This window comes from Ruegeria sp. YTSA072, assembly GCF_059610285.1.
Genome location: NZ_JBXWNI010000020.1, coordinates 1 through 15,751, shown reverse-complemented (window position 1 = coordinate 15,751; position 15,751 = coordinate 1). Strand labels below are relative to the sequence as shown.

Annotated in this window: 11 protein-coding genes and 3 pseudogenes; 6 read left to right on the top strand and 8 right to left on the bottom strand. The window is 53.8% G+C overall.

The window, feature by feature from the left end:
- The first annotated feature begins 5 nt into the window (after window positions 1-5).
- Genes AC2FIB_RS20995 through AC2FIB_RS20985 form a run of 3 tightly spaced genes read left to right on the top strand, consistent with a single transcriptional unit; the run spans window position 6 to window position 2,511 of the window.
- A complete protein-coding gene (locus tag AC2FIB_RS20995) occupies window positions 6-1,127 on the top strand; it encodes a cobalamin-independent methionine synthase II family protein (RefSeq protein ID WP_496737672.1) in 1,122 nt (373 codons plus the stop codon).
- Window positions 1,124-1,819: an alpha/beta fold hydrolase gene (locus AC2FIB_RS20990; protein ID WP_496737673.1), complete on the top strand. Its 696-nt coding sequence runs from the start codon at window positions 1,124-1,126 to the stop codon at window positions 1,817-1,819. Before AC2FIB_RS20995 ends, AC2FIB_RS20990 begins: the two co-directional genes overlap by 4 nt.
- Window positions 1,816-2,511 carry an RraA family protein gene (locus tag AC2FIB_RS20985; protein WP_496737674.1) on the top strand — a complete coding sequence of 232 codons (696 nt, stop codon included), beginning with the start codon at window positions 1,816-1,818 and terminating at the stop codon, window positions 2,509-2,511. The genes AC2FIB_RS20990 and AC2FIB_RS20985 overlap by 4 nt, the downstream gene beginning before the upstream one ends.
- 692 nt (window positions 2,512-3,203) lie before the next feature.
- Here the strand turns inward: AC2FIB_RS20985 and AC2FIB_RS20980 are convergent.
- A pseudogene (locus tag AC2FIB_RS20980) lies at window positions 3,204-3,672 on the bottom strand (class I SAM-dependent methyltransferase).
- Window positions 3,673-4,425: 753 nt separating this feature from the next.
- Window positions 4,426-4,761 (bottom strand): winged helix-turn-helix transcriptional regulator, encoded by a 336-nt coding sequence (locus tag AC2FIB_RS20975; protein WP_496737675.1) that lies wholly within the window; start codon window positions 4,759-4,761, stop codon window positions 4,426-4,428.
- Window positions 4,762-4,847: 86 nt separating this feature from the next.
- On the opposite strand from AC2FIB_RS20975, the gene AC2FIB_RS20970 reads away from it, so the two are divergent.
- Window positions 4,848-5,930, top strand: coding sequence for an NAD(P)/FAD-dependent oxidoreductase (locus AC2FIB_RS20970; protein ID WP_496737676.1), 1,083 nt, complete (start codon window positions 4,848-4,850; stop codon window positions 5,928-5,930).
- A gap of 102 nt (window positions 5,931-6,032) precedes the next feature.
- A complete protein-coding gene (locus tag AC2FIB_RS20965; RefSeq protein WP_496737677.1) occupies window positions 6,033-6,698 on the top strand; it encodes a globin domain-containing protein in 666 nt (221 codons plus the stop codon).
- 377 nt (window positions 6,699-7,075) lie between these two features.
- Here AC2FIB_RS20965 and AC2FIB_RS20960 read toward each other — a convergent pair.
- The 6 genes and pseudogenes from AC2FIB_RS20960 to AC2FIB_RS20935 form a co-directional block, all read right to left on the bottom strand.
- Window positions 7,076-7,318 (bottom strand): annotated as a pseudogene (locus AC2FIB_RS20960) (AMP-binding enzyme); the annotation flags it as partial.
- A gap of 399 nt (window positions 7,319-7,717) precedes the next feature.
- Entirely contained in the window at window positions 7,718-9,505 is a 1,788-nt protein-coding gene (locus tag AC2FIB_RS20955; RefSeq protein WP_496842685.1) for a DUF3604 domain-containing protein, read from the bottom strand.
- 5 nt (window positions 9,506-9,510) lie between these two features.
- Window positions 9,511-11,427: a DUF3604 domain-containing protein gene (locus AC2FIB_RS20950; protein WP_496842684.1), complete on the bottom strand. Its 1,917-nt coding sequence runs from the start codon at window positions 11,425-11,427 to the stop codon at window positions 9,511-9,513.
- A 33-nt stretch (window positions 11,428-11,460) separates the two neighbouring features.
- Complete coding sequence (locus tag AC2FIB_RS20945; RefSeq protein WP_496737680.1) at window positions 11,461-12,225, bottom strand: hypothetical protein; 765 nt, start codon at window positions 12,223-12,225, stop codon at window positions 11,461-11,463.
- Window positions 12,225-13,202 (bottom strand): SphA family protein, encoded by a 978-nt coding sequence (locus AC2FIB_RS20940; protein WP_496842683.1) that lies wholly within the window; start codon window positions 13,200-13,202, stop codon window positions 12,225-12,227. Before AC2FIB_RS20940 ends, AC2FIB_RS20945 begins: the two co-directional genes overlap by 1 nt.
- A 374-nt stretch (window positions 13,203-13,576) precedes the next feature.
- Window positions 13,577-14,067: pseudogene (locus AC2FIB_RS20935) on the bottom strand (transposase); the annotation flags it as partial.
- A gap of 563 nt (window positions 14,068-14,630) precedes the next feature.
- On the opposite strand from AC2FIB_RS20935, the gene curA reads away from it, so the two are divergent.
- Complete coding sequence (gene curA, locus AC2FIB_RS20930; RefSeq protein WP_496737682.1) at window positions 14,631-15,662, top strand: NADPH-dependent curcumin/dihydrocurcumin reductase; 1,032 nt, start codon at window positions 14,631-14,633, stop codon at window positions 15,660-15,662.
- Window positions 15,663-15,751: the final 89 nt, after the last annotated feature.

The window sequence follows — 15,751 nt, the reverse complement described above, 5'->3', positions numbered from 1 at the left end:
TCTTTATGGCCGTAAAAACCACACATGTTGGGTCTTTGCCCCGAACACAGGACGTCGTGGATCTTATCTTTGCCAGGGAAAACAGTGAACCATATGAAGCAGCAGCGTTTGACGCGTGTATGACCGCCGCAGTGTCTGAGACGGTGCGCAAACAGGTCGAAGCTGGCGTTGATATAGTCAGCGACGGAGAGACTTCGAAGATTTCTTATGCGACCTATGTCAAGGACCGCTACACCGGGTTTTCCGGTGACAGCCCCCGAAACGCGCCGGCAGATTTGAAGATGTTCCCCGGCTTTCTGCAGCGGCTGGCCAATGACGGCGGCACGCCGCAATACGCCCGACCAATGTGCACCGGAGAAGTGCGATCAAAAGGGCAGGGTGAGTTAGAGAAGGACATCGCCAACCTCAAGGCGGCTATGACGCAGCATGGGGTCGAGCGCGGTTTCATGAATGCCGCGTCACCGGGCGTGATCTCACTGTTTTTGCAGAACGATTTCTACCCCACGCGTGAGGCCTATCTGGCCGCGCTGGCCGATGCCATGAAAGAGGAATACGAGACCATCGTGGCCGCAGGTCTGGATCTGCAACTGGATTGTCCCGATCTGGCCTTGTCGCGCCATATGCTGTTCACAGACCTTTCAGACGACGCGTTCGTCGAAATCGCCGATATGCATGTAGAGGCGCTGAACCACGCGCTTCAGAACGTCCCACAGGATCGCGTACGGGTGCATATCTGCTGGGGCAACTATGAGGGTCCGCATTGCTGTGACATTGCGATGGACAAGGTATTCAGTACCCTGATGGCGACCAAGTCGCGCTATGTCCTGTTTGAGACTTCGAACCCGCGTCACGCTCACGAGTGGACCGTTTTCCGCGACCGTAAATCCGAGATACCCGAGGACAAGGTTCTGGTCCCCGGTGTGGTCGACACCACCACGAATTTCGTCGAACACCCGGAGCTGATCGCGCAGCGTGTTGAGCGGTTTACGAACATTGTTGGGTCTGACCGGGTGATTGCGGGGTCGGATTGTGGCTTTGGCACCTTTGCGGGGTTTGGCGCTATCGACCCGGAAATCGCCTATGCCAAGCTAGGCGCGCTTGCCGAAGGAGTTGCCCTGGTCAAATGACGCCCCTTGTCCTTCTGCCCGGAATGATGTGCGATGCGAGATTGTTCATTCCGCAAATTGCGGCTTTGTCAGGCAAATACCCAATCCTGTCTGCTCCCATCGGCGGACATAACACGATGCACGCTCTTGCCGCCGAGGTGCTGACTTACGCACCCCAACGCTTTGCCCTGGCGGGACTTTCAATGGGTGGCATCGTGGCGATGGAAATCCTGCGGCAGGCTCCTAACCGTGTGGCCGGTTTGGCATTGATGGACACCAATCCTCGGGCAGAGTTGGACGAGTTCAAAGCCAGACGAGGCCCTCAGATCAATGCTGTCGAACGCGGCAACCTGCGCAAGGTGATGGCCGAAGAGATGAAGCCGAACTATCTGACTGACGGCCCGCGTCGCGCTTCTATTCTGGATTTGTGCATGGATATGTCCATGGATCTTGGGCCGGACGTTTTCGTCAATCAATCCAAAGCTCTGCGGGATCGTGCAGATCAGATCAACACCCTGCAGGATTTCACCGGCGTAGCACTCGTTCTCTGTGGGCGCGACGATGCCCTGTGCCCTGTCTCAACGCATGAATTGATGCACGACCTGATGCCGCAGAGCCGGTTGGAGATCATCGAAAATGCCGGTCATCTGCCGACTCTGGAACAACCTCAACAAACCACGGCGGCTCTGATCCGCTGGCTGGAGATGATATGAACCGATCCCTACTGGAACTGCTGAAAAAGGTCGACACGCCGACTGTTTGCAATGCCATCGAAGTGGCACAGGGCAAGCGCGGCTTCAATGACTTTACCCGAGGCACAATGTTATGCTCGGATCCCGATGCGGGCGCGATGGTGGGATATGCCCGTACCGCGAAGATTGCCGCCGTGAACCCGCCGACCGAGGCACCCGACGTGATCCGCGCGCGCCGAATGGATTACTATCGGCATATGGCGTCAGGCAACGGCCCATCTGTGGCCGTGGTGGAAGATTCGGATTATCCCGACTGCATTGGCGCTTATTGGGGTGAGATCAACACCACGGTCCACAAGGGCTTTGGCATCAGTGGCGCACTGACCAATGGCGTTATGCGGGACCTTGGCGACCTGCCGGATGAGTTTCCTGTCGTTGCCGGGTCTGTCGGGCCAAGTCACGGTTACGTGCACGTGAAAGAGGTTGGAACACCGGTGACAATCTTCGGCCTGTCTATCAGAGAGGGAGACCTTGTGCATGCCGACCGGCATGGCGCTCTGGTGATCCCGCCCGAGGTGTTGGACGAGCTTGAGCAGGCGATCATCAAATTGCTTGAAACCGAAAAGCTGGTCCTCGATCCCGCGCTCTCATCAGGGTTCGATTTCGACACCTTTGAAAAAGCATGGGCGGCATTTGAAGCCTCGCGGACTTAGCGTCGAGTGACGGCTCAACGGGAAAATGAGTACGGTCGAGGCGCAATGTTCTGGAGGCGGTTAAACTCACCCAGCCTACAAAATTGAGCTGGTGAGCTAAGCGCGAAAGTAGGCAGCGTTGAACGCCAAACCCGGAAGTAGCCATTGAAGCAACTGCACAACAGCGAGAACTTCGTCTGCGTCCCGGGCTATGGCTTCGATCAAGCCTTCGGATGACAAACGGGTGACATTTGGCAAAGCGACGCCGGTTCAACCGTTGGAGCGAAAAGTGAAGCAATTTAGAGGCAGTCGTCATTGCGGCTTTGTAAAAATTACTTTTTCGATACCATACATCGATCATTCAATGCGCTGCGATTGTTCAATATATTTGCGCAAAGGCAAGGTGATGAGTGCAACAGTATTACCGCCTCAAGATATTGATTTCAGGAATGAGCAGGGTGCTCTCTCAACCTGCCAGTTTGGCATGGAAACGGTACGGCACTATTATTGCAATCGCTGGGGCGTTCATACTCCCGTAGGATGCAACTGATACCGGGCCTATCGAGTAAACCTCGGTTACATCGATGAGCTGGACGCTCTTCGCCTAGCTGAAGCAATCTTTGGCGCGATCAAAGTGTCTTGTGTGGTCAGAACACCTCAAATGCAATGACGAAACCCACGATCTGGGTCCGAAACGAATTGACATACGTTCTTCAGCTCGATTCGTCTGGCCCGAAACTGCTAAGGGTAAAGGGTACAACGCAGCTTTCTATTTTCTCAGCACCATGACGGTCATCGCCCCCAACGGTGGAGGGGGTTTTGCTCTTCGACGACGAGGGCATCTTCTCGCAGTACTGTTTCGATCTCAAAGTCAGAATGCCAGCCGATTGTGTTTGCCAGAGGGGTGATTTTTGTTCCAGAGACGCAAGCAGCCCCTGCTGTCGTTGGAAATGGTCGGTGATCACCACGCTGTCACCTGGTTTGTATACCCTCGTTATTTCCGCCATAAACCTTTCCGATTCCGGTCCGACAGAGAGCACATGCTTTGCTGTAACAGTATCGAAATGGTTGTGCGGGTCGGGCATCCATTTGCCTCAGTTCCTCGACGTGGTGCAGTGATAGGTCCCTTACTTTGTCGCGCGCCTTTTGTAGCATGTCCTCGCTGAAATCGAATTCGGTCACCTGTGTTTCAAGACCGTAATGTTCCAGCAGCAGCCCGATGCCTACTCCAACTTCCAGAACCTTGCCAGGACGTCTACTAGTGTGTTCAACCGCGTGCTGTCAGCTGACATTGGTGATGGCCCGATTTGTCTTGCCATGGACGGGCGCCCAGCGAGCGCAGGAGGTTTGAAGGGCTTTGATGTCCTTATTGAGGCCTTAACGGTTAGAAGGTGTTTCCTTGTCGAAACATACCCAGGCAACCATACCCACATACCCGAAATAAAGCGCGATCGGCGTGGCCCACAAGCAAATGTCAGTTGCGCGGCCCCCATAACTGCGACACCGATGAGGAAACGCTGCGCGTTCTCGCGAGAGATCTGCGTAGTCTTGAAAAACCAGATCGGTATTCGGTTGATGAGCAGAAGAACGGTGATCACCATGTAGAGGCAAATCAAAATACTGGGCAGCCATGGTGCATCCACGAAAGTGAAAGACAAATACACTGGCAACATGACCAGCAGCCTCTCTGCAGGGGTCGGGACTCCCCCGAAACAGGCGCTGTCCTGATCGCAGAATTCGGATTTGCTACCTACATTCAACTTTACAAAGCTGTTAAACGATCACTTCTTTAGTACGAAACATTGACGTCAGAGAATGTTGCGGCTCAGGTCCGCCAAAAATTGGTCGAGCCAGAGCTCACAATGTGGACTCACAGGTCACTTGCAGAAACTGAGAAGCCCTCAATATCACTGAACTTCTCGTCGAAGATTGCCATCACTGCGAGTGCGGTAGTTTGTCTGCGTTTGCAGCCGCCCAGTCATGCATCGCCTGCAGGAGGGGGATCAGGCTTTGACCCAATGGGGTTAGGCTGTACGCGACATGCGGCGGGATTGTCTTAAAGTCCTTTCGCGAGACAAAGCCTGCTTCCTGCAACTCGCTTAATTGGCGGGTCAGGGTCCGGTGCGTGATACCGCCAAGGTTCCGCTGAAGCTGATTGAAGCGAGAGGTTTCCTGCGCCAGCCAATAGATAACCAACAATTTCCATCGCCCCGAGATAGCTGAAATCAGCGGCTCAATAAGGCAATTTTTATCAGGTTCGACCTGCGCCATTACAGTATCCCAAGTGATCGTACTTGTTGTTGTGATCTTGTAGTTCTAACTACAGTTCCGAATTTAAGAAAACAATGAGGATCAGGATGGCCAAGAAAAAGGTTGTCATCGTTGGCGGCGGGTATGTCGGCTACGAAGTCGCTCAAGAATTGGATGTCAGGGCTGACGTCACGCTGATCGAACAGCGTGAAGCTTTCGTTCAGCCGTCGGCTTGCATTCGAGCTCTCCTAGAACCTGAATTGTTGGATCAGATCATTCTGCCTTACGATCATCTGCTGAATAACGGACAGGTCATTCGCGGGCGCGCGGTTTCGGTGTCGCAGTCCGAAGTATTTTTGGAGGACGGCACCGTCTATCCGGCTGATTTCATCGTCCTTGCGACGGGTTCGTCCTATGCCGCGCCCTTTAAGCCAACAGGTGACAGCATTGATGATTTTCGTAGGGCCAGCACAGATGTCAGCGCGCAACTCGCCTGGGCGAAATCTGTAACCATCGTTGGGGCGGGAGCCGTTGGAACAGAACTCGCAGGCGAAATTGCTGCGGCAAAGCCGGATAAGGAAATCACTCTGATTTCGTCGGACGACACCCTGTTTCCGATGTATCCTGCCAGGCTTGGCGCGCAGCTTTTACGCAAGCTTGAAAGCGCGGGTGTGACAGTCGTTTTTGGTCAACGTGTATCGAACCTTCAGCGTACGGATTTGCCGTTTGCGGGGTCCGTGACCCTGACCGATGGCCGTGTTGTGACAGCTGATCTGGTGTTCCCGGCAATCGGGTCAAAGCCAAATACTTCCCTACTTCAGACATTGTCGGGTGTGAACCTCGGCCCGTCAGGTCGGGTCAAGACCGACGAGTGGATGCGACCCTCAGACCATCCGAATGTTTTCATCGCTGGGGACATAGCGGATGTCGGCGATGGTATGACGATTGTTGCGATCGCGCGGCAGAACCCGTGGCTCATCAAGACGCTGAAACAGGTCTTGAAGGGACGGGCTGTTGAGGATCAAAAGCCGTACACCCCATGGAGGAAAGCGCCGATCTTTGTGCCGCTTGGCTCTCAACTCGGCAACAGCTGGTTGTTTGCAACTGTCGGTGACTGGGTCACGCGCCAGATGAAGGGGAAAGAACTTTTCATCCCGAAATATCGTAAGGCATTTGGCCTTTCTCGTTAAGAGATTAGCCTGCTTTGCCCGAACTCTGTTTCCGAATTCCGCCATAGTGAATGCGCGAGGTTCCAGAAACATTGCAAGCTTACATCCCAAGGAAACGACGGCATGGATACTGTTGACCTTCCCAAATACCCGACTCGCCATGGCCACATGAGCGAAAAGATTCAGTACGCCTACATCGCAGGGGCCATTGAGAAGGGACTGCTGCCTTCAGATGCGCACCGGATGCCCGAGGTTGTCTCGCTCACGGCACCCAGTGACATGACGAAGCCGATCCAATTTTGGCAGCTTTATTCGGTTCTGGGTCAAGATCCTATCGTGGGCATTGTGCAAAGATTCTACGAACGCGTTTTTGCCGATGAACCTTGGTTTGTGTCCGTCTTTGAGCGCGTTGGCGGGGTCGCCCATCACATCAGAACTCAAGCGTCGATGTGGGTCGATGTCATGGGCGGCGGCCCCTACTATCACGGTGCGGAGTTCCGGTTGAGCTTTCATCACACGCACAACGCAATGGCGCTCATGAATGCCAAAGGTGCCGAACGATGGGTCACCCTGATGCGTGAAACACTTGATGCTTCATCAGACTTGATGGCCGATGATCCCCGTATCCGAACCAGCATCAACACGTTCTTGGCCCACTTCATGTCAAAATATGCGGATGAGTTTGCGTTTGAGGATCGACATGTTTTTGGTGAGACGAACGACGTGTTCAAACGCCGGATCAAATTAATGAAAGTTACAGGCGCAGCAATAGAAGCCCTGTGCGAATAGGAGTATCAGCGATGCGCTGGCGGAGCAAGGGATTGACGTATTGCGGTACCTGAGCAAGAAAGCGAAGGTGCGCAAAGCATTGATGACTTGAATGCTTGGCCTATACGAGACATTCAACACGCTATCGCGATGCTGCGGTTGCAAAAGCAAAGGTTCTTCGAGCCCACACTTCGCGGAGATACTGTTGAAAACTCCTTTTTTAGCCAGGAAATTGCCGAAAAAGTAGCCCGCAAAAAACCAAACGAAATACTGGAGCAAGAGGGGTCGGCCAAAACACCGGTCCGGCGATGAGAGAGGAGTTCATGACCTGTACTGGGTATGCGGTAACGACTTTTCTTATACAAGTGATTTTGGCGAAAAATGTGAAAGCAGAGTTTTCAACCCAATCGGACTAAGCCGCCGTTCGCTGCCCGGCAGAATTGCCGTGTAGCTGAACGAGGGGGCTTGACTTCGAGAGGCTCGATCACGTGGATCCGACACTCGCTTGTCGAAGCAGGAACCTTTGAATTTTGCCGCTGGGTGTCTTCACTGCCTTCTGTGCCCTCCGCCAGTACGACTACGGCTTTCGCAATTTCCGTCCGATCCTTGTCCGGCACGCCCACGACCGCCGTTTCCGTAACAGAGGGATGTTGATCAGAGCGCTTTCAACGTCAAACGGTCCGATGCGATAATCCTAAGAAGTGATAAAGTCTTCGTTCCGCCCCACGAAGGTGATTCAACCTTTTTTGTCCCGCTCCCTTGTGTCCCCAATAAGGTAGCATCCGTTCTCGATGGATTTGTTGCCCTTTTTCAGGTAACCGCTAAGAACAAGAGAAGTGAATCCGTGATGTTGACGGCCATTTGACTTGGCTCATTGAGATCGTGAGCGACAGCACTACGAACAAAGCCGCCGTAAGTTGCGAACTAAGAACGTTGGCTGCCTCAGCACCAGTGCGCTTCGTCAAGATTTAGACTTAGCGGTGCATTGCGCTTGTTGTGCACTTTTCCTACGCGGTTATTTCTAAGTTTCATAAAGTGCTTTATCCGGCGGGTGAATACCAGATTGGCGAGCCCCAGGCGCGTTCCTGAATTGTGGCTGGGACTTCTTCAAACAAAGGAAGGCCAGAACGAACGGCATCATACGTCGACCACCTAGGCGTCGGAATCTCGATAGCACGTGCATAATAGAACGCGCCTTGCTCTGGGTCGAAACCGGGGTCAGTCCAACTGCCCATCAATGTCGGGGCGCCAATGTCGTTCGTATACAGTGCAGTTTTCAGATCGACAGTATTGCCCACCGAAGGAAGTTGGCCATCTGCGGCGATCTCGCGATTACCGGACCAGGCCACGTCGATGATCTCTTCGTGGATCTCCCCCGTCGCGTCGACCCAGCCCTTGATGATCTGGATGCGATCCAGATTAGCGCCGTCCGGGTCTTTTTGCGCATATACGGTGAAAGTGGGCGCTTTGTCTCCAATCAAATCACCACCCATCGGTACGCCGTTTTCATAGCCATCTTCCAACATTGCAACGGGATCGGTCGGATTGTCCGCAAGGTCCGAGCCACCGAACATCCGCACTTTGACCCGAGGCCCGGATGTAGCGAAAGTTTCACGCCGTTTCATCGCGTCCCAAATCGAGGCTCGGGTGTTTTCCTCGGCCCAGACACCCGCAAGTGAACCAATCGAAAGGTCGATCCCGTCGATCCAACCGCCAACCCCACCCTCGCGACGTCGATCAACACTGCCATCTTCGGGACCGTGACCGCCGATAAAGTCATCTTCGGCCAGATCAGACATCAGACCGTTATGGTTGTCAGTACCGCCGATGAACCCGTATTTGTAGGGATTTACGCCCAACTCCTGTTGGGCCGCCAGTCCCAGTTTCAACCCTTCGCGCACAAAGTCGCGCTTGTGGAAATACCGGTTTGAGTTTTTCTGAATGGAATTCGCGTTTTCGAAACCGGCGAACTCATCCGCCTGCCAGAATGCTTCGTGTACTTCAGAATTACCCTTGATCTGCATCATTTCGATCAGCGGCTCCCAAGCCTGCCGGGTGCTGGCCCAGTCCTTGTCCGGTGCTTCGCCAAAACTGTTGAGTTCGGGAAACATCTGCTGCTTTGACGCATTCGAATTATGCGGGATCGCCAAAAGTGTTGATCCGTTGTCTTGTGCGTTTTGCAGCCAGTCCCAGAGGTCTTCGACCTTGTTGGAATCATAGCTGGACATCGGAAGGTCCGGGACCACGCTATCGCGGAAGATCACGTTGCGATGCATGTTGCCACCGTTCGGCGCTGCGGACCATTCAAAGGCAATCAAGGCAGTAAAACTGCCCGGATCATTGTGTTCCTCGGCGGCATCGATGATGATCTGCCAACCGGATTTGGTGGTCTCAGGCCCCTGATAGAAAGGTGGGTGGGTAGGATTTTCACCGCGATTGTTGGCGATGACGTACTTGTAGAACCAATCCTGTTTGTCTTTCAGCGTTTCCAAGCTGCGTAGTTGTTGCAGATCTTCCTGCTCGTATCCTGGTGCCTCGGGGAATATCGTCGAATACATCTCGCCCAGATATTCCACGTGATCGCTGACCGCTGCAAAATCGAGCGGGCGCGACAATTGTTTGTGACGCCCATTTACCAAGACTGACTCGCCCTTGGCAAAGCGCAGGCTGTCAGACGGCATCAGCCGTGCACCACCTATATATGCATCCAGCGACAGTGCCGTATGCATATGGGTCTCGCCAAAGTATGCGTTACGCATTGGGTTGGGTTCCGCCAACGCCATAGTCGAAAGCGCCAAGGTGGATGTCGCAATAATAAGTGTTTTCATCGGCTTCATCCTTCAGGTGTGTACCAGATCGGCGAGGTGTAGGCGCGCTCTTGCGTGATCATCTTGACCTCATCGGGCATGTCGACATCAAAGCGAACCGCATCATAGGCGGTCCAGCGTGGCGTCGGGATTTCGATAACACGGGCATAGTAGAATGCGTGCTGCGAGGGGTCGAACTCCGGATCAGTCCACACGGTACCCAGTTCGGCCCGGCCAATATCATTGGTCCAGCTTGGGATGCTCAGATCGACGGTATTTCCGACGGCTGGTAATTTACCGTCATCACCGGGCGTGCGATCACCGGCCCAAACCACGTCATGGATTTTTTCATGGGTCTCGCCGTTTGTATCAACCCAGCCCTTGATAATCTGGATGCGGTCCAGGTTAGCGCCAATCGGATCACGCAGGGCGTAAACAAGGAAAGACGGTGCATCGCTTCCCGCCAGATCACCACCCATCGGGACACCTTTTGAATAGCCGATCCGTGCCAACTCGCGGTGTTTGATGTCGTCGGCCACGAAGTCTCCGCCGAAGAACCGCACTGTGATGCGCGGGCCCGTGGTCGCATAGACCTCGCGCCGTTCCATCGCGTCAAAGATCCCCGCCCGGGTGTTTTCAGTGGCCCAGACGGCCGTCGGACCCGGAGTGGCATATTGCCAACCCTTATAGGAAATTCCCAAATCCGCATTCCCTTTGGCCACCGAGGTGGCGCGGGTTTTTGACGGCTCCATCCAAGTAAAGGCGCCAAAGAAGTTGTTGTCCAGCTGCGTGGTCAGCCCGGTGTGGATATCCGAACCACCCACAAAGCCCAGCTTGAAGGGGTTGATCCCATCGGATTGCTCAAAAACCAGGCCGTTTCTTAGCGTATTGCGCACCATTTCCGTGGCGAGCATCTCAGGCGTCTTGGCTTCGGAGATATCCAGATTGGCCCAATCCCACCGTTCGTATTCGGCAAATTCATCTGTCGGGGACAGCATCGGATGGGTTTCGCTGTCTCCTTTAGTCTGGCCAATCTCGACCAGCTTTTCCCATTGCTGCCGGGTTTGCAGATACTCTCGATCAAAAGGCGCGTTGTCGTTCAACGTGTCATTCAGCGCAAACATGATGCCGTTGCTGAGGTTCGGATTGTGCGGAATAGCAAGCACGTCCCCTCCGGTCTTGTCCTCATAGCTTTGCATCCATTTCCACAAATCGCGGGGATCCGGGCTGCCCATTGGAGGCGCCATCAGGAATGGAACCACTTGCAACGCCCTCTCAGGTCCATCGCGAAAGATGACATTGCGATGCAGGTTGTTGCCTTCGGTCAACGAGGTCCATTCATAAGCAATCATCGCAGTAAAGACATGCGGGTCGTTGAATTCTTCTGCAGCCTGTACCAGATCGCGCCAGGTATTGTCATAGCCTAGCATCCCGGGTTGATACAGCAACGCCTGGCTCAACGTGCCCTGACTGAATTGCGCGATCAGGTCGATGCTAGCCTGTTTGGCGTCGTCACCGCCCTTCGCGAACGCCTCGTGAAACTTCTTGCCCTGTGTGTCCGCCATGATATTTGGCGCACCTATTTTGATGTCGGTAATCACCCCCATGCCATCGGTGTGTTCAGTCAGCATGTAAAAGTCGAAAGGACGCTCAAGCTTGACGGGTTGCCCGGTGTTCGACATCACCTGCTCGCCCCGGGCGAACCGGTACATATCTCGCGGCATCAAAGTCGTGCCGCCGCCACCTGCGTCCGCCGACAATGCCGAATGGACATGCGTATCACCGAACAGGACCCTGGTCGGAAATCCCCGGTTGGCATTGGGAGAATAAGGCTGCCCCTTGAGGTCACCAGCCGCGTTGTCAGCCGAGGCCGTATCCTGCGCCAGCGCGGGTAACGTAAGTAACACCGCAAGTGCAGTTGCCAGAGTCAAATGCATGGTCATCTCAAACCCTTTCGTTCAAATATCCGCCCATCGTCATTTCGGCACCAACAGCTTTGCTGTCAGGCCAATCGTGTCTTGTGGCCCGGTGCCGGTATCATGGAAATTACGCTCATAGCTCAGCTGCCACTGAACCGGGACACCGCCGAGTTTGCTCAACTTCGAGACTTTCAGCCCAATCGGCAGGCTGGTGAATTCTGATCGGTCCCAATCGTATACAACAGTCATGTCAGATGTGCCGACCAACCAGCCCTGATCAAGCGTGTAGCTGACGATGGGTTGCAGAGTCGAAATATTAACGTCCGGTCGCGTGTTGTCGCCGGCTAGGGTCAGAATGTTCTGATTGAATAGCCCTGCAAGCCCCCACCCAGGCCGCGCCACGAAACCAAGCGCTGGCCCCAACCCCCATTTTTCGGCGCTGACACCATCAGCACCCGTTGGCAGCAGGGCCACGACACCGATCCCATAACGGCCCCACGAACGGTCAAAGGCTGCCAGATTGAATAGGGTGGCATCGCCAATCCCGGTGTCGCCATTTGAGTTATACGTAACTGAGGGAAGTGTCAGGCGGGCAATGTTACTGATCCCCCCCAACTGAAACGGAATGGCGGCGCGAAACTGGGTAACGTTCAGTGCCCCGTTCGCATTGTGCAAAGAAGGTGAATAGAAATTCTGCAGTTGAAACGACATCAAGGACGCGGTCGGGTCGCTGGCTTGGCCGGCCAATGTCTGATTGCCCTGCTGTGCAATCGCAGAGGCCGGAATGACAGCCATCAGGACAATAGACGGAACACACCTCATCAGGACACCAATCCAACGGTCATCCAGACCTTGTCGCTTTCAAATCTACGTTTGGCCCCAAACTCCTTTATGTACTTTGCCTTGATTGAAATCGGTGTCTGGCCGACCTGGGTTGACCAGGTGACGATCGGGCCCAGCCCATAAACACTGGCCTCCAAACTATCAGCGCCAAGCAATTGTTTGATCCCATCCGCCCCGCTGCCGCTGTCATCGCCAATTTGATGATACCCATAGCCGGTCACACCAAGGGCAAGCTTGTTGGGTAAATGCCGCATGACCGTGCCTTCAAAATGCGCCTCGGGCGCGGTCTGATAGTCGGTTGCGTCGTTCTCGGCGCTGAAGGTGACGCCAAACGATCCTGAATACTCCCATCCCGTGGTCGGGTCGAACCAGGTCATTGACAGGGTTGGGTCAAATGCAAATCGGTTTTTTCCGGCATTCAGGGCGTCAATCGACCGGTTTGCGACGTTGATTTGCGTCGTCTGATAGTGGCCAGTGGGCAGAAAGAACTGTAAGGCCAATGTTGTGTGTAACTTGCCTTTGCTCCAGTTTAAGAGAGGCGAAATAACGATATCACCAAAGGCATGTTCGCCGTCATCGTTGAGGGTTCCGGAAAACCCCGAGCTGAGGTCGCCAGAATACTGCCCGTTTGCCGAAACGTAGGGCAAATTGAAATTGAGACCCAATCGCGTATTGCCCCACTGCGCGTCGAAAACATGTGTGAAATTGAATTTATAAGTAAATACTTCGACATCAGGGTCCGTCACGACCACACCGCCCGAAGCCATGCTGGGAGCAGTGCCACTGAAATAAACAAAATCATTATTTAGGTATGTTCCGGGAGGCGGAAGGATGCCCGACATGCTGTCACGGCTGCCAAGAAGGTAGGTCTCGATGCCTCCCTCTGCAGCTTGCGCCCTTTGCGAAGAACAGAGCGCCGCAACACATAGCGCGATAAGGCCTAGTATTGATTTCAATGTCACTCTCCAAAAAATCGGAGCACCTGCTCGAACGCTTTAATAAATTGTAATCTGAAATCTACGCATAAACTGCAAAAAATGATAGTTGTTGGAAAACCACTCAAAACCAAAGAAATTCCGCCCCTCCTGGCGCCAACTCCTTGATTTGGAGCGAAAGGCACACTTCTGGCTTTTGATCTGGAAATGGCGCGAGAACCCGACGACGGGTTCTCAATTGTCCGACGACTCCTAGTTTGTCGGCTGCCATTAACTGAGATTATCCGACCATATCAGCGGACAGAATTGTAGTAAGCCTGTGTGCTATCAAAGTCCTTCATTGGTGTTGAATTATAGCACTGGGTCATGTTGGCAAATTTCGAAACCCAGAAAGCTTCCGCTGTGACCAAATCAAAACCAAGATAGTCTGATGGCTGACCTAGCGTGGTTTTTGTCCTCATGGGCAGGTCGTGCGCGTTGGTCAGGAGGTGGAATTTGGTCGTGAAGCCACCTCTTGAGCAGCCGAAACCCTGTCGCGGATTCTTCTTTAGCGCCCGCTGCCTGATGATGGGCACAGATTATGGTCCTATCGAGCGTTTGCAGGGCGTCCGGCACCGCCCCACTTTGGTTCAAGGAGTTCATGATCTCTTCTCAAAGCACTGCCAGCTTAAAGCGTCGGAACTGGCGGTGGTGGTTCGACAAATTGCCGAACTGGTCCGGCAAATCACCCCATGGTGCACCTATCCGAGCTATTCAAAAAGCTATCAAGAATACGGCGGTTGTTGGTGGGTTTGCGCCCGTCCGGCGCGTGGGCAGCTAGGATAATGCGCTCAAAGAACGCCCATTCTTCGTCCTTCATTAGGTATCGTGCCAAGCTGGTCTCGATCACAGATACTAGCATGAATCATGCTTGTCCCAGATTTGAATCCCATTTGTTAACGCGTCCGAGGCATCACCAAATTGTCAATTGATGTCCGGAGATTGCACTATTCCTCACAATGTCTCGGTAAAGAACAGCTACAAACAAAAACTACCCAGTTATAACTTGTAGCGAGAGTGACGTTCGGCTCAAGAGTGTAAACTCACATTGAAGTTCAAATTCTGATTTGTGCTATTGGCATTGCCAAGTTGTTTGCGCGTTCTAAACTAGTTACCGCTTCGCATGAAGATACCGCTCAAGTTGAAGCGAATGCGAAGCCACACCGCTTGGCAATGATTAGAAGGGGGATATCGGTGATGCTTGTAGCTGACGCTCGATGAATTCTGCGATGCGGCCTGCTTCTAACTCTAGGGATGAGCAACCGAACGGCGGAAAAAGTGACGACACCAATGGGTGGCGTGGAATCGCGCAATCGGTGCCTGCGCTAGGTGTTTAGGTTTTTTGACTGGACAGTTTTTGACAATCTTGCTTGGTTGCGCTGCGCCCCATTCATTTTCCAGGAGATTTCAATGCCCCAAGCATCCGACACCAACCGTCGCATAGTTCTTGCTGAACGCCCCAACGGACAACCGGACGACAACACGCTGCGGCTTGAAATCACAGACATTCCAACACCCGGCAACGGAGAGATGCTGGTGCGCACAGTGTACCTGTCTCTGGACCCTTATATGCGGGGCCGTATGAACGACGCGAAATCGTACGCTGAACCGGTTCCGATCGGTGGTGTCATGACGGCTCAGGTTGTGGGGCAGGTAGTGGAATCGAACCTCGAAGGGTACGAAGCCGGAGACTACGTTTTAAACACGAGTGGCTGGCAGGATTATGCGATCTCAACTGGTGAGCAGGTCGTCAATCTTGGCAAGGCGCCGGACAATCCGTCCTGGGCGTTGGGTATCCTTGGAATGCCCGGCTACACAGCTTATGCGGGGCTGCTGAAGATCGGCGAACCAAAACCCGGTGAAACCGTTGTCGTGGCGGCTGCGGCTGGACCGGTGGGCGCAACCGTAGGTCAGATCGCAAAGCTAAAAGGGTGCCGCGTGGTGGGTATCGCGGGTGGCCCGGAAAAATGCGAACATGTGGTAAAGAACCTTGGGTTCGACGCTTGTGTGGATCACCGCGCGGCGGATCTTTCGGCACGATTGCGCGACGCGTGCCCTGACGGCATTGATGTCTATTTCGAGAATGTCGGTGGCAAGGTGCTGTATGCGGTCTTACCGCTTTTGAATCCGTTTGCGCGTGTTCCGGTCTGCGGCGTCGTGGCGTGGTACAACTTGCCGGGTTTGCCGGACGGACCGGATATGGGCCCGGTGATCATGGGTACCTTGTTGCGGATGAAGGTCAAAATGCAGGGTTTCATAATTTTCGACAATTTCGGCCCCGAGGTTTACGCCGAGTTTGTTAGGGACATGACAGGATGGCTGAAGGACGGTTCAATTACGTATAAAGAGCATGTGGTTGAAGGTCTTGAAAATGCTCCGGCTGCATTTAACCAACTGCTGGCCGGAGAAAACTTTGGGAAAATGGTTGTAAAGGTGGATTGAGCCGGGGTCGGAAAAATATGTTCCTCCGCTTGGCTCAGGAGCTTGAAGACGGATGTGACCCATCGCCTGACGCTTTTGACAAGGTGCCG